This is a genomic window from Citrobacter sp. Cb028 (assembly GCF_030336705.1).
GTDB lineage: Bacteria > Pseudomonadota > Gammaproteobacteria > Enterobacterales > Enterobacteriaceae > Citrobacter > Citrobacter braakii.
The window spans coordinates 1,278,614-1,299,168 of record NZ_JAOWCZ010000034.1 but is presented as its reverse complement, the minus strand read 5'-3'; the positions used below and the strand labels follow the sequence as shown (position 1 = coordinate 1,299,168).

Below are 20,555 nucleotides of genomic sequence, written 5' to 3'. Positions count from 1 at the left end.
ATGAGCGAAATTAAAGACGTTATTGTCCAAGGATTATGGAAAAATAACTCCGCGCTTGTGCAGTTACTCGGGATGTGTCCGCTGTTGGCCGTCACCTCGACCGCCACTAACGCGCTGGGCCTGGGACTCGCGACTACGCTCGTCCTGACGCTGACGAACCTGACGATTTCTGCCCTTCGTCGCTGGACACCGCCTGAAATACGTATTCCGATTTATGTCATGATCATCGCCTCCGTGGTGAGCGCGGTGCAAATGTTGATCAATGCCTACGCTTTTGGCCTGTATCAGTCTCTGGGCATCTTTATCCCGCTGATTGTGACCAACTGTATTGTTGTTGGCCGCGCTGAAGCCTTCGCAGCCAAAAAAGGCCCTGCGCTATCCGCACTCGATGGTTTTTCCATCGGCATGGGCGCAACTGGCGCCATGTTTGTTCTGGGCTCGCTACGTGAAATAATTGGTAACGGTACACTCTTTGATGGCGCAGACGGTTTGTTGGGTAGCTGGGCCAAAGTATTGCGCGTTGAGATCTTTCATACCGATACGCCGTTTCTGCTGGCCATGCTGCCACCAGGCGCGTTTATTGGCCTGGGTCTGATGCTGGCTGTTAAGTATCTGATTGATGAGAAAATGAAGAAACGTCGTGCCGAGGCCGCTGTCACGGACAGTCCGGTCGGTGAAACAGGGAATGTGTAATGAACAAAGCAAAACGGCTGGAAATACTGACGCGCCTGCGTGAGAACAATCCGCATCCGACAACCGAGCTAAATTTTACATCGCCGTTCGAACTGCTGATTTCAGTCTTGCTCTCCGCGCAGGCCACCGATGTCAGCGTCAATAAAGCGACGGCTAAGCTCTACCCCATCGCCAATACGCCAGCCGCGATGCTGGAGCTTGGCGTTGAAGGGGTTAAGTCCTACATCAAGACAATCGGTTTGTTTAACAGCAAAGCGGAGAACGTGATTAAAACCTGCCGCATTCTGCTGGAGCAACATAATGGTGAAGTGCCTGAAGACCGGGCCGCATTAGAAGCCCTGCCCGGGGTTGGGCGAAAGACGGCTAATGTGGTGTTAAATACCGCCTTTGGCTGGCCCACTATTGCCGTAGACACCCATATTTTTCGCGTTTGTAATCGTACCCAGTTCGCCCCGGGTAAAAACGTAGAGCAGGTTGAAGAGAAGCTGCTGAAAGTCGTACCCAGTGAATTTAAAGTCGATTGCCATCACTGGTTAATTCTTCATGGCCGCTATACCTGCATAGCCAGAAAGCCGCGATGCGGTTCCTGCATTATCGAAGATCTTTGCGAATTCAAAGAGAAAGTCGATATCTGATGCTGCCGGGGCATACTGCTTGCCCCTCGCAAACATAACGATTAGTTATGCACTCCCCTGAGTTTATTTTCCCGACAATGATGCCGTTCAACCGCGCATATCTAATGCAATATTCTTGTTAATTAACACCTGAGCAGGTTAATCGTTTTTTTAGTAAAAGAAATTTCTATCTATACGTGATCCAGATCATCCAGATAACACAATGTTAAAAAATATTTATTTTTTAGTTAAAGTGACAATCAGATGACCTAACTGAACAGTTTCTAAACAAAACATTACACTGGCTATTTTTCAGATAATGGCCTATATCACTGGATTCAAGCGCTAATAGCAGAACATATCGCCACATTGCGGTTTTTACCCTGATTAAACAGTGTAAAAATCTGCCATTTTTCAAATGAAGAAATTTAACGCTAGATAACATTTCACAGTCCCGATGATTTCACCAGTCATGATATATGTAACAGATTATTACAAACCACTTGTCTGAATGGTCAAGATAGTGAACATTACTTGCCGTTTCCCCTCCCACTATAACAATCGGACGGATGAACTTGACTCATCACGTGCCTGAACACCCCCGTTGATATGGGATGTAAAAAAAGAGGTAAAAGTGTCTACTGCAAACAATAAACCAACAGAAAGCGTAAGTTTAAACGCCTTCAAACAACCAAAAGCGTTCTATCTCATTTTCTCTATTGAGCTGTGGGAGCGTTTTGGTTATTACGGCCTGCAAGGAATTATGGCCGTCTACCTGGTTAAACAACTGGGTATGTCAGAAGCGGATTCCATCACCCTTTTCTCGTCCTTTAGCGCCCTGGTGTACGGTCTGGTTGCCATTGGCGGCTGGTTAGGTGATAAAGTTCTGGGTACAAAACGTGTCATTATGCTGGGTGCCGTTGTCCTGGCCATCGGTTATGCGTTGGTAGCATGGTCTGGTCACGATGCAGGTATCGTTTATATGGGCATGGCGGCCATCGCGGTCGGTAACGGCCTGTTTAAAGCAAACCCATCATCCCTGCTCTCTACCTGCTATGCCAAAGATGACCCGCGTCTTGATGGTGCATTTACCATGTACTACATGTCCGTCAACATCGGTTCATTCTTCTCTATGCTGGCAACACCGTGGTTGGCTGCGCATTACGGCTGGAGCACCGCGTTCGCTCTGAGCGTCGTGGGTATGCTGATTACCGTTGTTAACTTCGCATTCTGTCAGCGCTGGGTTAAACAGTACGGTTCTAAACCTGACTTTGAGCCGATCAACTTCCGTAACCTGTTGCTGACTATTGTTGGCGTCGTGGTACTGATCGCTATTGCAACCTGGTTGCTGCACAACCAGCAGATCGCTCGTATGGTTCTGGGCGTCATTGCTCTGGGTATCGTGTTTATCTTCGGTAAAGAAGCATTCACCATGCACGGTGCTGCGCGTCGTAAAATGATCGTCGCCTTCATTCTGATGCTGGAAGCGATTATCTTCTTCGTGCTGTACAGCCAGATGCCGACCTCACTGAACTTCTTCGCGATTCGTAACGTTGAGCACTCTATTCTTGGCATTGTTTTCGAACCTGAGCAGTACCAGGCACTGAACCCGTTCTGGATCATCATTGGTAGCCCAATCCTCGCCGCTATCTATAACAAGATGGGCGATACCCTGCCGATGCCAACCAAGTTTGCGATTGGTATGGTGCTGTGTTCCGGTGCGTTCCTGATCCTGCCTCTGGGTGCTAAATTCGCTACCGATGCGGGCATCGTTTCCGTTAACTGGCTGATCATCTGCTACGGTCTGCAAAGTATCGGTGAACTGATGATCTCCGGTCTGGGTCTGGCAATGGTGGCTCAGTTGGTTCCGCAACGCCTGATGGGCTTCATCATGGGTAGCTGGTTCCTGACCACTGCCGGTGCAAACATCATCGGTGGTTACGTAGCCAACATGATGGCTGTACCAGAGAACGTCACTGACCCGCTGATGTCCCTTGAAGTCTACGGTCGTGTGTTCCTGCAGATTGGTGTTGCTACGGCTGTTATCGCTGTTCTGATGCTACTGACGGCACCGAAACTGAATCGTATGACTCAGGACGATGACGTCAATGAGAAAGCCTCTAAGGCCGCGACAGCGTAATTCTCAGGGAAACTCTTTTTCAGGCCGCTAACTGGTGTTAGCGGCTTTTTTTTTGCCTGAGCTAGCACTACCATACGATATACCTCAGCCAAAAGGAGTTACCGATGAAACTGTTCTACAAACCGGGCGCTTGTTCTCTTGCTTCCCACATCACACTTCGTGAGAGCGGTAAAGATTTCACGCTGGATGGTGTTGATCTGATGAAGAAGCGTCTGGAAAACGGCGATGATTTTTTCGCGGTAAACCCAAAAGGGCAAGTTCCCGCGCTGCTGCTGGATGACGGTACGCTACTGACCGAAGGCGTCGCCATCATGCAATACCTGGCGGACACCGTTCCAGACCGTCAACTCCTTGCCCCGACCAGCAGCCTCTCCCGTTACAAAACCATTGAATGGCTTAACTACATTGCGACAGAACTGCATAAAGGCTTTACCCCACTGTTCCGTCCCGATACGCCGGAAGACTTCAAGCCAACCGTTCGCGCGCTGCTGGAGAAAAAAATGCAGTATGTGAACGACGCGCTGCAAGATAACCAATGGATCTGCGGTTCGCGCTTCAGCATTGCGGACGCCTATTTGTTCACCGTGCTGCGTTGGGCCTATGCGGTTAAGCTGAATATGGCAGGATTAAGCAATATCGATGCGTATATGGCGCGTATGGCTGAACGTCCGGCGGTTGCCGCGGCGTTGAAAGCAGAAGGGTTAAATTAATTGTTGTTGCCGGGTAGCGCTTGCGCTTACCCGGCCTTCAGCCAAACGCAGGCCCGATAAGCGTGAGCGCCATCGGGCATTGGTTACAGCTGCGTCGCGCTGAAGTAGTGTTCAGGTTTCGCGATACAATCCTGCGCAGCCACAACCTGCAGCTCATACTCGTGCATTTTTTTGGTGGCAATCATCACTTCGTACACCGCCGCCGTCACGTGCTCCAGCGCCTGCTGTAAAGACGCGCCCTGCAGCAGTTTAACCAACAACAAGCCGCTGGTGACATCACCCACGCCAACCGGTTGACGAGCACCAAAATCGACTAACGGTCGGCTGATATGCCATGCCTGTTCAGCAGTAACTAACAGCATCTCGAAACGATCTGCGCTGATACCCGCGCGAGCCAGATGCTTCACCAGCACAATTTCTGGTCCCTGAGCGATGAGCTCACGCGCTGCCGCCACGGCCTCATTGACATTGTTCACCGCATGCTCGCACAGAATTTCGAGCTCAACCAAATTCGGGGCGATAATATCGCTGGCCGGAAGCGCATGGCGCACATGAAACTCCGCTACGCCCGGCGCGACGATACACCCTTTTTCCGGATGGCCCATCACCGGGTCACAAAAATATTTCGCCTGCGGATTGGCCGCTTTTACTTTGCGTACAATACCCAGAATGTGCTCGCCCTGTTCAGCCGAGCCAAGATAGCCGCTCAGTACTGCGTCACAAGTCTGGAGTTTATCGATATCGGCAATGCCCTGGACAATGTCAGTCAGATGACTCGGCGGCATAACGCAACCGGTCCATTTGCCGTACTGTGTGTGGTTAGAAAACTGAACGGTATTCAGCGGCCAGACATTTGCGCCAAGACGACGCATTGGAAATTCTGCTGCACTGTTGCCCGCATGACCAAAAACAACGTGGGACTGGATGGCGAGGATATTCTTCATTTTACTTACCACAACCCTGAAAAAATAAAGGGGCGTAGTTTCCCACGCCCCTGCTAACTAAATCTTACTTCCAGCAAATCAGACAATAGTTCTTCTTGCCACGGCGCAGTAAGGTGTAGCGCCCGAACAGGATATCACTCTCCTGGAAGAAATATTCCGGATCGGATTGCTTCTCACCGTTGATGGTCACCGCATTAGACGCGATAGTCTTACGTGCCTGGCCGCGAGAAGGTTGCAGCTCGGAGTCCACCAGCGCCTGCATCAGATCGGCACCTTTGTCCATCTCGATCATCGGCACGCCATCTTGCGCGAGCTGTTCGAAATCCGCTTCGCTCAAATCGCTCAGATTACCGTTGAACAAGCTTTCGGTAATACGTTTTGCCGCTACCAGCCCTTCTTCGCCGTGAACCAGACGCGTTACTTGCTCAGCCAGAACATACTGGGCGCGCGGCGCTTTACCGCTATTTTTATCTTCTTCTTCCAGCGCATTGATCTCTTCAATGTCCATGAAGGTGAAGAATTTCAGGAAGCGATAAACATCCGCATCGGCGGTATTGATCCAGAACTGGTAGAATTTGTACGGACTGGTTTTCTTCGGATCCAGCCACACAGCGCCGCCTTCCGTCTTACCGAATTTCGTGCCGTCAGCTTTAGTGATCAACGGAACGGTCAGACCAAACACCTGGTTCTGGTGCAGGCGACGGGTCAAATCGATACCCGAAGTAATATTGCCCCACTGGTCAGAACCGCCAATCTGCAGCGCAACACCGTGCAGTTTGTTCAGGCAGGCAAAGTCATAACCCTGCAGCAGGTTGTAAGAAAACTCGGTAAACGAGATCCCCTGATCGTCACGGTTCAGACGCTGCTTCACCGCTTCTTTGTTGATCATCTGGTTAACGGAGAAGTGTTTGCCGATATCACGCAGGAAAGTCAGTACATTCATACTGCCAAACCAGTCATAGTTGTTCGCAGCAATCGCCGAGTTGTCGCCACAGTCGAAATCGAGGAACGGCGCAACCTGTTTGCGGATTTTATCCACCCACTCCTGCACGGTGTCTTCGGTATTCAGTTTACGCTCGGCGGCTTTAAAGCTCGGGTCACCAATCAGACCGGTTGCGCCACCCACCAGTGCGACAGGCTTATGGCCTGCCTGCTGGAAGCGTTTCAGGCATAACAATGGAACCAGATGCCCCAAATGCAAGCTGTCAGCGGTAGGATCGAAGCCGCAATAGAGCGCGATCGGGCCTTGCGCCAGTCGCTCTGCTAACGCTTCCTCGTCCGTCACCTGGGCCACCAGCCCCCGCTCTTGCAATTGTTTAATCAAGTTACTGCTTGCCATCAAAATCTCCATGTATAAAACGACTGCACCTTAGCCGGTACACGACTTTTCGCCTGATGCGAAAGAAACATAGAATAAAGCGCCGGATTGTTCAGCACCAGCGCTTAAAACAAGAATTTTGCATCTTTAGGGGGCCAGGCGATCAATTTTCCACGCGTTATCTTCGCGTTGGTATAAAAAACGATCGTGCAGACGGTTTTCGCCACCCTGCCAGAACTCCATCTGCTCAATACTCACGCGAAAGCCTCCCCAGAAACTGGGCAGTGGAACTTCCCCTTGCTGAAACTTCTGCTTCAGTTCGAGGAATTTGCTTTCCAGAATACCGCGCGCGGAGATCCGACTGGATTGCTTAGAGACCCAGGCGCCAATCTGGCTATCACGTGGGCGACTGTGGAAGTATTTCACCACTTCCAGCGTGGAAAGGCGCTCAGCCTTGCCGATCACCATCACCTGCCGTTCCAGCGTATGCCAGGGAAACAGGAGGCTGATGCGTGGGTTTTTCTCAATCTGATGTGCCTTACGGCTACCGAGGTTGGTATAGAACACCAGCCCTTTGTCATCATAATGTTTGAGCAACACGATACGCTGATAAGGCTGACCGTTTTCATCGACGGTAGCAACGACCATCGCTGTGGGATCGGCCAGTTTGGCGTCACAGGCTTGCCCCAGCCAGCGCTCGAACAGCGCAAGGGGTTCGGAGGGAAGATCGCGGCGGCGGAGACCGCCTTTCGTGTATTCACGGCGCAAATGCGCGATTTGCTGCAATTCGTCGTTATCAGACATGATGTTGGCTACGGATTGTCAGTGGGTGACGCTATTGTGCGCCGCCCAGGTGAAAATCTCAACGCTTCGGGTTCTGTAACTGACAGTTATTTAGCACAATTCTGTCTCGTTTATAGACCGTTGCCTCATCGCCTTTAGACCAGAAGACGTAAATACCATCGGTATAGCGAGCACCTGATGCCGACACGCCCTGTTTGAGGTTCAATAGCTGATTATCATAAACAAAACTCGCCATCTGACGGGTATTGTTCAGCTTCACGGAAAGCGGTTTTTCGTCACAGCGGTATTCAAGCGTATCCGTTTGCATACGCTCGACAAATTGGTTGTACACGCTGCACCCGCTAAGCAGTACCGGCAGACACACTAACAACAGTTTTTTCATAGCCATATCCTGAAGACTTTCCTGGTCCTGGAGGGTAATGGCACCCTCCCTAATATCCCTAGTTTATCGACATATGGCGCTGAATAATTTCAGTTAACTCTGAGTTCGTGGGTTAGCAGGATAAATCGCCCCTAAAACGCTCGGTTCTGATGCGCCGGTCACGGAAGGCAGATTTCCCGGTAATCCCGCCAGCGTTCGCCACGCCAGCCAGGCAAAAGCAAGGGCCTCCATGTCATCGCCGCTGATCCCAGCCTCATCGGTTGAGGTGACCTCTGTCCCTGGCAATAACGCCGCCAGACGCATCATCAGCAGCGGATTACGGCTGCCGCCGCCGCATACCATTAGCCGTTCACAGCCTCCGCTTAGCAAGACCTGCTCGGAAATGGTCACGGCCGTCAGTTCGGCAAGCGTCGCCTGCACATCCCGCGGGCTTATTCCCGGGAACTGCGCCATATGACGTTCTATCCAGCCATAATTGAAATACTCGCGGCCAGTGCTTTTCGGCGCAGGCGCAGAAAAATAAGGATCGTTAAGCATATTTTGCAGTAAAGGCAGGATCACCGTTCCCGATGTGGCCCACTGCGCATCTTTGTCGTAGGGTTGGCCGCATTGCCGCCAGATCCAGGCATCCATCAGCATATTGCCCGGCCCGGTGTCGTAACCGCGAACGGGTTGCTGTGGGATAAGCAGAGACAGATTGGCAATTCCGCCGATGTTTAGCACCATCCGCCGCTCCGTTGGATGAGTCAACAGCGCCTGATGAAAAGCGGGAACCAACGGCGCGCCCTGCCCGCCGAGAGCGATATCGCGGCGACGAAAATCGCCGATCACCGTTATCCCGGTACGCGCAACGATTTGATTGTTGTCGCCAATTTGCAGCGTGTGCGGCGCGATTCCCGTCGGTTCATGCCACACGGTTTGCCCATGACAGCCAATCGCAACGATCTCCTGCGGTTTCAATTTTTCCTGTGCCAACAGTGCATTCACCGCCTCGGCAAACAGATAACCGAGCTGTGCGTCGAGTTGGCCAAACTGCGATAGCGTAAGCTGCTGCCCCTGGCAGATATCCAGGATCGCCTGCTTTATATGGAGAGGGATAGGCCAGGTCAGACTCGCCTGTTGCGCAACCATCGTTTCATCTATTGTCGCCAGCACAACATCGACGCCATCAAGGCTGGTTCCAGACATTACACCGATAAAACGGCCCGATTTCATATGTCATCCTTTTAAGCAAATTAGCCTTGACACTCAACCATAAAGTGCCGACTAATGCCATGCTTCCTTAATGATTTTTGAGGGCTAATCATTACAATGGACGCTTTATTACATCAATTATATGAATGATTCGTTTATACTCGGTATATCCGATTTCGGTTAAGATTTTCATATTGTTCCAGTAGAACATGTGACCTTAGGCTCACAAGTGCCATATAATTTAGCCATGAAGGGTGCTTTATTAGCGTTTCGTGGTGTTAAAGGAGATTTGTAAATGATTAAACGTGTGCTGATTGTTGCATTAATGGGTGTGTCTTTGGCGGGCTGCGTTAACAATGATAGCCTTTCAGGCGACGTATACACCGCATCCGAAGCGAAACAAGTTCAGAACGTTACCTACGGTACAATTGTTCATGTTCGTCCGGTGCAAATCCAGGGTGGCGATGACGCAAACGTGATTGGCGCCATTGGTGGTGCGGTACTCGGCGGGTTCCTGGGTAACACCGTCGGCGGCGGTACGGGTCGTTCATTAGCCACGGCGGCTGGCGCAGTTGCCGGTGGCGTAGCGGGTCAAGGCGTACAAGGTGCGATGAATAAAACCCAGGGTGTAGAACTGGAAATCCGTAAGGACGACGGTAATACCATCATGGTGGTTCAGAAACAGGGTGCAACCAAGTTCTCAGCTGGCCAGCGCGTTGTTATGGCTAACAACGGCAGCCAGGTTACCGTGTCTCCACGCTAATCGAATACACGTGTGGTCAGGCTCTGGCCACACGTCATCTTATCGTTTCAGCCCTGTGACTGCAGTTCAATAATATTGTGTTCCAGTCTGGCGACCAGTTTAATCAGCAGATCAATTTCCTCAGCTGAAATCCCTTCCAAAATTTCTCCACGCGTCTTATTGATAACCGCTTCCATATCTGCAATCAGCGGCTCTGCTTTTTCTGTCAGTTTAATTCTCTTTGCCCGACGATCGCTGGCGCAAGTCTGTCGTGAAATGAGTCCCTTTTCTTCCAGCTGGTCAAGCGTGCGTACCAACGAAGGCTGCTCGATGCCAATCGCTTTAGCCAACTGAATCTGCGATTGATCAGGCGGCAATTGATGAATGTTGTGCAGCGTAACCCAATGCGTCTGCGTCAACTCCAGAGGTTTCAGGCGATGGTCAATCAGAGCACGCCAAATGCGCACCAACCGTGCCAGATCAGAACCTAATGGCGATTCCAATTTCATCTCCTTATAATTAGCTTGCTAAGTTATTATGCTGATTTTAGAATAGTGTGCAGCATTTGTATTCCCAAAACAAATGTATTGCCAAATTTGCTTACCGGCTGACATTTTTTCAGACATTATGCGTTACAGAGACTCATTGTCTCTTTTTTGCTAAACCTATAGCAATGCTCTCTTCCGCCAAGGATTTTGCCCGTGAAGTTTATGTTTAATGCAACAGGATTGCCCCTACAAGATTTAATGATCGGAGCATCTGTCTACTTCCCTCCTGTTTTCAAGGCGTTTGTAGCAGGATTTATTCTCTGGCTGATTGTTCATCGCCTGCTACGCGACTGGATTTACTCCGGCGAAATCTGGCATCCCCTGTTAATGGATCTGTCACTCTTTACGCTTTGCGTATGTCTGGCCTTTGTAATGCTGATTGTGTGGTGATTATGTCGCTTAAAACCATTAAATACTTCTCCACCATTATAGTCGCTGCCATCGCAGTTTTCGCCGGATGGTGGATGTGGAATTACTATATGCAATCGCCCTGGACACGTGATGGCAAAGTGCGTGCTGAGCAGGTCAGCATCACGCCGCAGGTCTCAGGCAGCATTAGCGAACTCAATATAAAAGATAACCAGTTTGTGAACAAAGGCGATGTCCTTTTTATCATCGACAAGACGCCGTTTCACATTGCTGAACTGAATGCGCAAGCGCAGCTGGCGAAGGCACAGTCCGATCTGGCGAAAGCCAATAACGAAGCCAACCGCCGCCGTCATTTATCGCAAAATTATATCTCAGCCGAAGATCTGGATACTGCTAACCTCAACGTGAAAGCCATGCAGGCCAGCGTTGAAGCAGCCGAGGCCAGCCTGCGCCAGGCACAGTGGCAACTGACGCAGACGGTGGTCAAAGCGCCCGTAGCGGGCTGGGTCACCAACCTTTCAACTCGTACTGGAGACTACGCCTCAACCGGTAAGCCCCTGTTTGCCCTTGTCGACAGCCACTCTTTCTATGTGATGGGGTATTTTGAAGAAACCAAGTTGCGCCACATTCGTGAAGGTGCTCCTGCGGTTATCACGCTCTACAGCGGCAACATAAAGTTACAGGGTCACGTATCCAGTATTGGTCGCGCCATCTACGACCAAAGTGTGGAAAGCGATTCCGGCCTGATTCCCGACATCAAACCCAATGTGCCGTGGGTGCGTCTGGCCCAACGCGTTCCGGTCCGCATCGAATTCGACGCTCTGCCGCAGGATGTCACCCTGGTTTCTGGTACGACCTGCAGCGTGTCTATCGGCCAGCGTAAATGAAACTGTCCCACCTGATGCCAGGCCATTGGCCGTGGTTTAAAGCCACGGTAGCGCAGTGGCGTTATGCGTTGCGAAATACCATTGCGATGTGTCTGGCGTTAACGTTCGCCTATTACCTGAATCTGGATGAGCCCTACTGGGCGATGACCTCGGCGGCAGTGGTCAGCTTTCCCACCGTCGGCGGGGTTATCAGCAAAAGTCTGGGTCGTGTTGCGGGTAGCTTACTGGGTGCCACCGCCGCGTTGATTATTGCCGGTCATACCCTCAATGAGCCGTGGTTGTTTTTGCTGAGCATGTCAGTGTGGATCGGTTTTTGTACCTGGGCCTGCGCGCACTTCACCAATAACGTCGCCTACGCCTTTCAGCTGGCCGGTTATACGGCGGCGATCATTGCTTTTCCCATGGTCAATACCATAGAGATTACGCAGTTGTGGGATATCGCTCAGGCCCGCGTATGCGAGGTCATCGTCGGTATCCTGTGCGGCGGCATGATGATGATGATCCTCCCCAGCACCTCCGATGGCACCACATTGCTTACCGCGCTGAAAAACATGCATTCGCGTTTACTGGAGCATGCCAGCTTACTCTGGCAACCGGAGACAACGGATGCGATTCGCACAGCCCATGAAGGTGTTATCGGTCAGATTCTGACCATGAACCTGCTGCGTATTCAGGCGTTCTGGAGTCACTACCGTTTTCGCCGTCAAAATGCGTTGCTCAATTCGCTGTTGCATCAGCAGTTACGTATGACCAGCGTGATATCCAGTCTGCGCAGGATGCTCCTGAACTGGCCCACTCCCCCGGCTAATACCCGGCAAATCATCGAACAACTGCTCAGCGAGCTGGTCAAATCCAATACCGACACCTACACCGTCGCGCGTATTATCGCCCCCCTGCGTCCTCTCGATGCGCGCGACTATCGGCACGTCGCCTTCTGGCAACGACTGCGTTATTTTTGTCGGCTGTACTTACGCAGCAGTCATTATCTGCATTTACTGGAAAATGGCGTTACCGCCGAGCGTATTACTATCGCCCGCACGCCAGGACTTGCCCGTCATACCGATAATGCGGAAGCCCTCTGGAGCGGATTGCGTACGTTCTGTACCCTGATGCTTATCGGCGCATGGAGCATTGGCGCGCAATGGGAATCAGGCTCTGGCGCACTAACGCTCGCGGCCATCAGCAGCGTGCTCTATTCCGCCGTAGCCACGCCGTTTAAGTCGCTTTCTTTGCTGATGCGCACGCTGGTTCTGCTGTCGCTGTTTAGCTTTGTGGTTAAGTTTGGCCTGATGGTGCAAATCTCTGACCTCTGGCAATTCATTCTGTTTCTCTTCCCGCTGCTCGCTACCATGCAACTCCTGAAACTGCAAATGCCAGCGCTGGCGGGTCTTTGGGGACAGCTAATCGTGTTTATGGGATCGTTTATCGCGGTGACTAATCCGCCGGTTTATGATTTTGCTGATTTCCTGAATGACAATATGGCGAAAATCACCGGCGTGGCGCTATCGTGGCTGGCATTCGCCATTCTGCGGCCTGGATCGGATGCGCGGAAAGGTCGCCGCCATATTCGCGCCCTGCGCCGGGATTTTGTTGATCAGCTCAGCCGACATCCCTCGCTCAGTGAAAACGAATTTGAGTCGCTGACCTATCACCACGTCAGCCAGCTCAGCAACAGTCAGGATGCCCTGGCGCGACGCTGGCTATTGCGTTGGGGGGTTGTCTTGCTGAACTGCTCACACGTGGTGTGGCAACTGCGCACCTGGGAGGTGCGTTCAGATCCTCTGGCTCGCGTCAGAGACGTGTGTATTTCGTTGCTTCGCGACGTAATGAGTGAGCGCGGCGTCCAGCAACGACCGCTGAATGCCACGCTGAGTGAGCTACAGCGTATTTGCGACACGCTCGCCCACCATCATCAACCTGCGGCGCAGGAACTGTCGGCGCTTATCTGGCGACTACACTGCTCGCTTTCGCAGCTCGAACAGGCGCCTCCGCCGGGTACGCTAGGCAATTGATTATTTGATAACGCCACAGGCGTAGCGCGCTCCACCACCGCCAAGCGGTTTTGGTTGATCGGACATATTATCGCCACCGACATGGATCATCAGCGCTTTGCCTTTAACCTCATCGAGCGTTTTCAGCCGCGGCGCAATGACCGGTGTTGTGGCGTTACCGTCGTTATTCACCACCAGCAGCGGCAGGTCGCCCATGTGGCCTGCGCCTTCCGGACCTTCGTGCTTGCCGGTTTGGTGCGGATCATAATGGCCTCCAGCCGATTCCGCGGCTGAGGCTTTTCCTTCTTTAATCGCCGGTTGGCAACTGCCATTCGCATGCACATGGAAGCCATGTTCACCCGGCGGCAGCGCTTTCAGATCGGGCGTAAACTCCAGCCCTTTCCCGGTTTCAGCAATAGTGACCGTACCAATCGCCTGGCCGACGCCTTGCGACGTTACCAGATTCATTGTCACTTTTTCTTCACTGGCAGCCTGCGCACCTGCACAGGCGAGTAGAGTAATAATGGCCAAACTCAAACGCTTCATAAGACCTCCGTCCAAAAGGTGTCTGATTGATAAGTGTAAACCAGTGACACAAATTTGAACGGAGAAGCGTCAAAAACGCGATTACGGTACGTCGTAACCCAGCGCAGCTTTGCGAATACGGAACCACTGCTGGCGAGACATGTTCAATGACTCAGACTCAACGGCGGCGCGTACACGCTCTATCTTCCCTGAGCCAATAATCGGCAGCGGCTGAGACGGCAGACGTAAAATCCAGGCGTACACCACCTGCTCAATGGACTGCGCGTTTAACTCTTCTGCGATTGTGGCAAGTTCATTACGTAATGGCTGGAACGCATCGTCATTAAACAGACGACCACCGCCGAGGCAGGACCAGGCCATCGGACGAATGCGCAGTTGTTGCAATTGATCTAAAGTACCATCCAGCAGGAGCGGCTGATGTACCGGTGAGATCTCAACCTGGTTAGTCGCCAGCGTGAACGGCAGACGCGATTGCAGCAGTGAGAACTGTGCCGGGGTGAAGTTAGATACGCCAAAGTGACGCACTTTTCCGCTATGGTGCAATTTTTTGAACGCGTCGGCTACGTCGTCCGCATCCATGAGCGGATCGGGACGGTGGATGAGCAGCAAATCAATATGATCGGTCGCCAGTAACTTCAACGATGCTTCCGCACTGGCAATGATATGCGCGCTGTCGGTAATGTAATGACCCAGCGCATTTTCCGTGCGTGCCGTCGTGGCGATCCCGCACTTGGTAACAATCTGCATTTTTTCACGCAGATGCGGAGCCAGCTTCAGTGCCTCACCAAACGCCGCTTCACACTGGTATCCGCCGTAAATATCGGCGTGATCGACGGTGGTAACACCCAGATCCAGATGTTCTTCAATAAAGCTGACTAGCTGGCGCGCGGACATATTCCAGTCCATCAGGCGCCAATACCCCATTACAAAGCGAGAAAATTCCGGACCTTGCGGCGCAATAGTAATACGCTGAACCATAGCAGCTTCCTTATAAGTGAATGTGCATCGAGTATACGCAATTACGCTTTTAAAAGAGTGAAGGTTGTTGCGGTTCTTCCGAAGGGTTGGCTTTGTTTGCTCGTAATTTACGCATCAGGCGCTGACGACAAAGCCGTAGCACTTCCTGCTTTTCGGCATCGCTCATCTTTTGCCAGTTAAAACGCTCATCCCGACTGCGAAAACAGCCGCGGCAAAAACCGCGCTCGTCAGACTGACATATTCCACGGCATGGGCTCTGGACGGGGAAAAACTCCAGCTGTTCGGCCACATCCCCTCCTTTCGTAAGATTGATATACCTATTGAAGACGTTAACTGAATTTCTCGCAAGCGCTATTGCATTAGACCGACTGGTCTATTACACTCCTTTCCATGAACAAAATCACTGAACACGATACACGCGAACATCTGCTGGCGACTGGCGAACTGCTGTGCATGCAGCGCGGTTTCACCGGTATGGGCTTAAGCGAACTACTGAAAACCGCTGAAGTCCCCAAAGGTTCGTTTTATCACTATTTTCGCTCTAAAGAAGCGTTCGGTGTTGCGATGCTGGAACGCCACTATGCGGCCTATCATCAGCGACTGGCTACGCACTTTGATACGGGGGCAGGAAACTATCGCGACCGCATTCTGGCCTACTATCAGGAAACACTGAACCAGTTTAGCCAGCACGGCATTATCAGCGGTTGTTTAACCGTAAAACTGTCCGCCGAAGTGTGCGATCTGTCAGAAGATATGCGCACGGCGATGGATAAAGGCGCGCGGCACATTATTGCGCTGTTAGCGCAGGCGCTGGAGAAAGGTCAGGCAAATCATTGTCTGTCCTTTGTTGGCGAGCCGTTACAACAGGCGCAGGTATTGTATGCTCTGTGGCTGGGCGCCAACCTGCAGGCCAAGATTTCTCGTAGCGCCACCCCGCTGGAAAATGCGCTGGCGCACGTTAAAACCATCATTACTACGCCTGCCGTTTAACAGGCGTTTTTATTTCTTTTATTACTAGACGACCGGTCTATTCAGGAGTGCCATATGTCATCTGAAAAACTTTTTTCCCCACTGAAAGTGGGTGCTATTACGGCAGCAAACCGCGTATTCATGGCGCCACTGACGCGTCTGCGCAGCATTGAGCCTGGCGACATCCCTACTCCGCTGATGGCCGAGTATTACCGTCAACGCGCCAGCGCGGGTCTTATCATCAGTGAAGCTACACAGATTTCCGCACAGGCGAAAGGCTATGCGGGGGCCCCCGGCTTACACAGCGAAGCGCAAATTGCCGCATGGAAAAAAATCACCGCTGCCGTACATGCGGAGCAAGGTCATATTGCGGTCCAGTTGTGGCATACCGGGCGCATCTCTCACGCCAGTCTGCAGCCCAACGGTCAGGCACCGGTCGCACCTTCCGCGATTAGCGCCGGTACCCGGACCTCACTTCGTGATGAAAATGGTCTGGCAACGCGTGCGGATACCTCAATGCCGCGTGCGCTGGAAACGGAAGAAATTCCCGGCATCGTTAATGACTTCCGTCAGGCGATTGCCAACGCGCGCGAAGCGGGTTTCGACATGGTTGAACTGCACTCCGCTCACGGCTATCTGCTGCACCAGTTCCTGTCGCCAACGTCTAACCAGCGTACCGATCAATACGGCGGTAGCGTCGAAAATCGTGCGCGTCTGGTGCTGGAAGTTGTCGATGCCGGTATTAAAGAATGGGGTGCCGACCGTATTGGTATTCGCGTCTCTCCGATTGGCTCATTCCAGAACGTTGACAACGGCCCGAACGAAGAAGCCGATGCGCTGTATCTGATTGAACAACTGGGCAAGCGCGGAATCGCTTACCTGCATATGTCTGAGCCGGACTGGGCTGGCGGCGAGCCGTATTCCGATGCGTTTCGCGAAAAAGTTCGTGCACGTTTCCACGGTCCGATCATTGGTGCGGGTGCCTACACACCTGAAAAAGCAGAAGCACTGATCGAGAAAGGCCTGATCGACGCCGTTGCTTTTGGTCGCGCCTATATCGCAAACCCGGATCTGGTTGCGCGCCTGCAGCGTAAAGCGGAGCTGAATCCGCAACGTGCCGAAAGCTTCTACGGCGGCGGCGCGGAAGGTTACACCGATTATCCTACCCTCTAACGTCACAAACTCCGTTCTGCCATTGATAGCGGCGTAACAACGCCGCTATACTAAAACAACATTTTGAATGTATTAGCCATTTTCGAAGGGGAAAAAGATGCGTTTACTTCATACCATGCTGCGCGTGGGTAACCTGCAGCGTTCCATCGAGTTTTATACCAACGTGCTGGGCATGAAGCTGCTGCGTACCAGCGAAAACCCTGAATACAAATACTCCCTGGCCTTTGTCGGCTACGGCCCTGAAACCAGCGAAGCCGTGATCGAACTGACCTATAACTGGGGTGTCGACAAGTATGAGCTGGGCACTGCCTACGGCCATATCGCCCTGAGCGTAGACAACGCAGCCGAAGCCTGTGAACGTATTCGTCAGAATGGCGGTAACGTCACGCGTGAAGCCGGTCCGGTAAAAGGCGGCACCACCGTAATCGCGTTCGTTGAAGATCCAGACGGTTACAAAATTGAACTGATCGAAGAGAAAGACGCCGGGCGCGGCCTGGGCGACTAACCTCCCCACGGGCGCAGATCGTCTGTGCCCGTAGTTTTATACTCATCATTTTGCCATAATACGCGCTGCAATTTTCCCGTATTAAGAGACCCAGATGTCCGATAACGCTCAACTTTCCGGTCTGTGTGACCGTTTTCGTGGTTTTTATCCTGTCGTCATTGATGTCGAAACCGCAGGGTTCAATGCCAAAACCGATGCGCTGCTTGAGATCGCAGCCATCACACTGAAAATGGATGAACAAGGCTGGCTGATGCCGGACACGACGTTACATTTCCACGTAGAGCCATTTGAAGGCGCGAATTTGCAGCCGGAAGCCCTCGCCTTTAACGGAATTGACCCTAACAATCCGCTACGCGGAGCGGTCAGCGAATATGACGCTCTGCATGCCATCTTTAAAATGGTGCGTAAAGGCATTAAAGACAGCGGCTGCAATCGGGCGATCATGGTGGCGCATAACGCTACGTTCGACCACAGTTTTATGATGGCCGCTGCAGAACGCGCCTCGCTCAAACGTAATCCATTTCATCCGTTCGTTACCTTTGATACTGCGGCCTTAAGCGGCCTGTCTCTGGGGCAAACTGTGTTATCGAAAGCGTGCCTGGCGGCAGGAATGGAATTTGACGGGACTCAGGCGCACTCGGCGCTGTATGACACCGAACGGACGGCCGTGCTGTTTTGCGAAATTGTTAACCGCTGGAAACGTCTCGGCGGCTGGCCTCTTCCCGTACCTGAAGAGGCATAACGGACCGATAAAAAAAGCGACCATCACGAGGTCGCTTTTTTATTTACGCTGATATTATTCAGCGTCCGGCTCTTCGGTTTTGTATTTCGCCGCTGTTTCTTTAATCAGCTGCTGCAACTCACCGCGCTGGTACATTTCGATCAAAATGTCACAGCCGCCAACCAGCTCGCCATCAACCCACAGCTGCGGGAAGGTTGGCCAGTTTGCGTATTTCGGCAGCTCGGCGCGAATATCCGGGTTCTGCAGAATATCAACATAAGCAAAGCGTTCACCACAGGCGGACAGCGCCTGCACAGCCTGAGCGGAGAAACCGCAGCTTGGCAGTTTAGGGGAACCTTTCATGTACAGGAGAATCGGGTTTTCAGCGATCTGGCGCTGGATTTTTTCGATAGTGGTGCTCATTATCTTGCTTCCTTAAACTTCTTTTACGGCAGTAGTCTGACATTGTAGCGGGTCAGACAGGCAACGGAAAATAACATTTTCATTACGCGTTATTATTTTATCCCCTGACGCCAAAAGTTGCATTCACAATCTCACTTAGCCCTTTAAAGCCTGTGGATTTGATTATTCGTTCACCAACGCCAACTTTAATTGCTGATTTTTTTTGCGGTCGGTTACGAAACGTAGTTTTAAACAAAAAAGCTATTAACTTTCCCTCTTTCTATAGATTAGAATCATCAAGTTTTGAAAATCACACGCAGGCATGATAGACCTGCCTTACCAGAGGATTGCTCAGTGGCGCGGATAAACCGAATCTCGATCACGCTCTGTGCTTTACTTTTTACTACACTGCCCTTTACGCCCATGGCTCATGCTTCCAAGCAGGCCAGGACGACACCTACCCATTCTCACACCATCAAAACGGTAGATAAAAAGAAAAGCGCAACAACCAGCCAAAAAACAACAAAGACCAGCAAGAAAACGGCGACAAAGACCACCAGCAAAACCAGCACCAAAACCGCTTCCTCTTCTAAACATCGTACTGCCGCTCCGGCAAAGTCGACTAAAACAGCAAACCGTCGTGGTAAAAACACCGCAGCACAAACCGCTGCCGTTACCTGGACTGAAAAATGCACGCCGCGCAAAGGCCATAAGCCGCGCTGTGTAAAAGTGAAAACCACCGCACCAACGACGCTGGCTGACGCGCATAAAGTGAAAGTGCAGAAAGCCACTAAAACCGCCATGTCCACGCTGATGAACCAAATCGGCAAGCCTTATCGCTGGGGCGGCACCTCACCAAGAACCGGGTTTGACTGCAGCGGTCTGGTCTATTACGCCTATAAAGATCTGGTGAAATTCCGCATTCCACGTACAGCGAACGAAATGTATCATCTGCGCGATGCCGCGCCGATTGAACGTGGCGAACTGAAAAATGGCGATCTGGTATTTTTCCGTACCCAGGGGCGTGGAACTGCCGATCACGTTGGCGTTTATGTTGGCAACGGTAAGTTTATTCAGTCACCGCGCAGCGGCCAGGAAATTCAAATCACCTCTCTGAGTGAAGATTACTGGCAGCGCCACTATGTGGGCGCTCGTCGGGTAATGACGCCAAAAACAATTCGTTAAAAACTTACCCTACAGTACATGCTGTAGGGTAAGTTCTTCTTTTGCATAACCTTTCAATTTGCTACCCTATCCTTACTCACAATGAGGCTATTGTGTGTACTCAATACAAATAATAAGGAGAGAAGCAATGTCGTTTGAATTACCTGCATTACCGTATGCCAAAGATGCTCTGGCACCGCACATTTCTGCCGAAACGCTGGAATATCACTATGGCAAACACCATCAAACTTACGTGACTAATCTGAACAACCTGATTAAAGGCACGGCGTTTGAAGGCAAATCACTGGAAGAGATCGTACGTAGCTCTGAAGGCGGTGTATTCAATAACGCAGCACAGGTATGGAACCACACGTTCTACTGGAACTGCCTGGCACCGAACGCAGGTGGCGAACCTACCGGTAAACTGGCCGAAGCAATTGCCGCCTCCTTTGGCAGCTTTGCGGATTTCAAAGCGCAGTTCACCGATGCCGCTATTAAAAACTTCGGTTCTGGCTGGACCTGGCTGGTAAAAGGAACGGATGGCAAACTGGCTATCGTTTCCACCTCCAATGCAGGTACACCGCTGACCACCGACGCGACGCCGCTGATGACCGTTGACGTATGGGAACACGCCTACTACATCGATTATCGCAATGCCCGTCCTGGCTACCTGGAAAACTTCTGGGCGCTGGTGAACTGGGAATTTGTTGCGAAGAACTTCGCAGCATAAAAAAGATGACGCAGAAGGAGAACCCTTCTGC

At 51.7% G+C, this 20,555-nt stretch carries 23 protein-coding genes and 1 pseudogene; 14 read left to right on the top strand and 10 right to left on the bottom strand.

Annotated elements, in window-relative coordinates:
* The 4 genes from OGV75_RS15905 to gstA all read left to right on the top strand — a co-directional run bounded on the left by OGV75_RS15905 (position 1) and on the right by gstA (position 4,157).
* Complete coding sequence (locus tag OGV75_RS15905) at positions 1-693, top strand: electron transport complex subunit E (RefSeq protein WP_169330151.1); 693 nt, start codon at positions 1-3, stop codon at positions 691-693.
* Positions 693-1,328 (top strand): endonuclease III, encoded by a 636-nt coding sequence (nth, locus tag OGV75_RS15900; protein ID WP_016153004.1) that lies wholly within the window; start codon positions 693-695, stop codon positions 1,326-1,328. The genes OGV75_RS15905 and nth overlap by 1 nt, the downstream gene beginning before the upstream one ends.
* A 613-nt stretch (positions 1,329-1,941) precedes the next feature.
* Positions 1,942-3,447, top strand: a complete 1,506-nt coding sequence (gene dtpA, locus OGV75_RS15895) for a dipeptide/tripeptide permease DtpA (protein ID WP_286480885.1) — start codon at positions 1,942-1,944, stop codon at positions 3,445-3,447.
* Positions 3,448-3,551: 104 nt separating this feature from the next.
* Positions 3,552-4,157: a glutathione transferase GstA gene (gstA, locus tag OGV75_RS15890; protein ID WP_016153002.1), complete on the top strand. Its 606-nt coding sequence runs from the start codon at positions 3,552-3,554 to the stop codon at positions 4,155-4,157.
* A gap of 83 nt (positions 4,158-4,240) precedes the next feature.
* Here gstA and pdxY read toward each other — a convergent pair whose 3' ends face one another.
* From pdxY to anmK, 5 genes are all read right to left on the bottom strand, one after another.
* Positions 4,241-5,101, bottom strand: a complete 861-nt coding sequence (gene pdxY / locus OGV75_RS15885; RefSeq protein ID WP_019076734.1) for a pyridoxal kinase PdxY — start codon at positions 5,099-5,101, stop codon at positions 4,241-4,243.
* 64 nt (positions 5,102-5,165) lie between these two features.
* Entirely contained in the window at positions 5,166-6,440 is a 1,275-nt protein-coding gene (gene tyrS, locus OGV75_RS15880; protein WP_003836431.1) for a tyrosine--tRNA ligase, read from the bottom strand.
* Between the two features lie 126 nt (positions 6,441-6,566).
* Positions 6,567-7,223, bottom strand: a complete 657-nt coding sequence (pdxH, locus tag OGV75_RS15875) for a pyridoxamine 5'-phosphate oxidase (protein WP_047358433.1) — start codon at positions 7,221-7,223, stop codon at positions 6,567-6,569.
* A gap of 58 nt (positions 7,224-7,281) precedes the next feature.
* Entirely contained in the window at positions 7,282-7,611 is a 330-nt protein-coding gene (gene mliC / locus OGV75_RS15870) for a C-type lysozyme inhibitor (protein WP_131405890.1), read from the bottom strand.
* Between the two features lie 87 nt (positions 7,612-7,698).
* Positions 7,699-8,820 carry an anhydro-N-acetylmuramic acid kinase gene (gene anmK / locus OGV75_RS15865; protein WP_286480883.1) on the bottom strand — a complete coding sequence of 374 codons (1,122 nt, stop codon included), beginning with the start codon at positions 8,818-8,820 and terminating at the stop codon, positions 7,699-7,701.
* A 274-nt stretch (positions 8,821-9,094) separates the two neighbouring features.
* Here anmK and slyB point away from each other — a divergent pair, with 274 nt between their 5' ends.
* On the top strand, positions 9,095-9,562 hold the full coding sequence (gene slyB, locus OGV75_RS15860; RefSeq protein ID WP_046276343.1) for an outer membrane lipoprotein SlyB: 468 nt from the start codon (positions 9,095-9,097) through the stop codon (positions 9,560-9,562).
* A 47-nt stretch (positions 9,563-9,609) separates the two neighbouring features.
* On the opposite strand, the gene slyA is transcribed toward slyB, so the two are convergent.
* Positions 9,610-10,050 carry a transcriptional regulator SlyA gene (gene slyA / locus OGV75_RS15855; RefSeq protein WP_019076732.1) on the bottom strand — a complete coding sequence of 147 codons (441 nt, stop codon included), beginning with the start codon at positions 10,048-10,050 and terminating at the stop codon, positions 9,610-9,612.
* 192 nt (positions 10,051-10,242) lie between these two features.
* Here slyA and OGV75_RS15850 point away from each other — a divergent pair, with 192 nt between their 5' ends.
* From OGV75_RS15850 to OGV75_RS15840, 3 genes and pseudogenes are all read left to right on the top strand, one after another.
* Positions 10,243-10,479 carry a DUF1656 domain-containing protein gene (locus OGV75_RS15850; RefSeq protein WP_016152997.1) on the top strand — a complete coding sequence of 79 codons (237 nt, stop codon included), beginning with the start codon at positions 10,243-10,245 and terminating at the stop codon, positions 10,477-10,479.
* 2 nt (positions 10,480-10,481) lie between these two features.
* Complete coding sequence (locus tag OGV75_RS15845; RefSeq protein ID WP_016152996.1) at positions 10,482-11,345, top strand: efflux RND transporter periplasmic adaptor subunit; 864 nt, start codon at positions 10,482-10,484, stop codon at positions 11,343-11,345.
* Positions 11,342-13,382: pseudogene (locus tag OGV75_RS15840) on the top strand (FUSC family protein). Before OGV75_RS15845 ends, OGV75_RS15840 begins: the two are co-directional and overlap by 4 nt.
* On the opposite strand, the gene sodC reads toward OGV75_RS15840, so the two are convergent.
* From sodC to OGV75_RS15825, 3 genes are all read right to left on the bottom strand, one after another.
* Positions 13,358-13,882 carry a superoxide dismutase [Cu-Zn] SodC gene (sodC, locus tag OGV75_RS15835; RefSeq protein ID WP_016156429.1) on the bottom strand — a complete coding sequence of 175 codons (525 nt, stop codon included), beginning with the start codon at positions 13,880-13,882 and terminating at the stop codon, positions 13,358-13,360. The pseudogene OGV75_RS15840 and the gene sodC sit on opposite strands and share 25 nt — an antisense overlap.
* Positions 13,883-13,963: 81 nt before the next feature.
* Positions 13,964-14,860, bottom strand: coding sequence for an aldo/keto reductase (locus tag OGV75_RS15830; protein WP_016152993.1), 897 nt, complete (start codon positions 14,858-14,860; stop codon positions 13,964-13,966).
* 49 nt (positions 14,861-14,909) lie between these two features.
* On the bottom strand, positions 14,910-15,149 hold the full coding sequence (locus OGV75_RS15825; RefSeq protein ID WP_016156428.1) for a DUF1289 domain-containing protein: 240 nt from the start codon (positions 15,147-15,149) through the stop codon (positions 14,910-14,912).
* A 101-nt stretch (positions 15,150-15,250) separates the two neighbouring features.
* On the opposite strand from OGV75_RS15825, the gene OGV75_RS15820 reads away from it, so the two are divergent.
* The 4 genes from OGV75_RS15820 to rnt all read left to right on the top strand — a co-directional run bounded on the left by OGV75_RS15820 (position 15,251) and on the right by rnt (position 18,249).
* Entirely contained in the window at positions 15,251-15,850 is a 600-nt protein-coding gene (locus tag OGV75_RS15820; RefSeq protein WP_016152991.1) for a TetR/AcrR family transcriptional regulator, read from the top strand.
* A 54-nt stretch (positions 15,851-15,904) separates the two neighbouring features.
* Positions 15,905-17,002: an alkene reductase gene (locus OGV75_RS15815; protein ID WP_003029197.1), complete on the top strand. Its 1,098-nt coding sequence runs from the start codon at positions 15,905-15,907 to the stop codon at positions 17,000-17,002.
* Between the two features lie 97 nt (positions 17,003-17,099).
* Positions 17,100-17,507 (top strand): lactoylglutathione lyase, encoded by a 408-nt coding sequence (gene gloA, locus OGV75_RS15810; protein ID WP_046276345.1) that lies wholly within the window; start codon positions 17,100-17,102, stop codon positions 17,505-17,507.
* Positions 17,508-17,601: 94 nt separating this feature from the next.
* Positions 17,602-18,249 (top strand): ribonuclease T, encoded by a 648-nt coding sequence (gene rnt / locus OGV75_RS15805; RefSeq protein WP_016152990.1) that lies wholly within the window; start codon positions 17,602-17,604, stop codon positions 18,247-18,249.
* A gap of 54 nt (positions 18,250-18,303) precedes the next feature.
* Here the strand turns inward: rnt and grxD are convergent, their stop codons facing one another.
* A complete protein-coding gene (gene grxD / locus OGV75_RS15800; protein WP_003832760.1) occupies positions 18,304-18,651 on the bottom strand; it encodes a monothiol glutaredoxin 4 in 348 nt (115 codons plus the stop codon).
* Positions 18,652-18,984: 333 nt separating this feature from the next.
* Here grxD and OGV75_RS15795 point away from each other — a divergent pair, with 333 nt between their 5' ends.
* Positions 18,985-19,815, top strand: a complete 831-nt coding sequence (locus tag OGV75_RS15795) for a C40 family peptidase (RefSeq protein WP_019076728.1) — start codon at positions 18,985-18,987, stop codon at positions 19,813-19,815.
* A gap of 127 nt (positions 19,816-19,942) precedes the next feature.
* A complete protein-coding gene (sodB, locus tag OGV75_RS15790) occupies positions 19,943-20,524 on the top strand; it encodes a superoxide dismutase [Fe] (protein ID WP_016152988.1) in 582 nt (193 codons plus the stop codon).
* Positions 20,525-20,555: the final 31 nt, after the last annotated feature.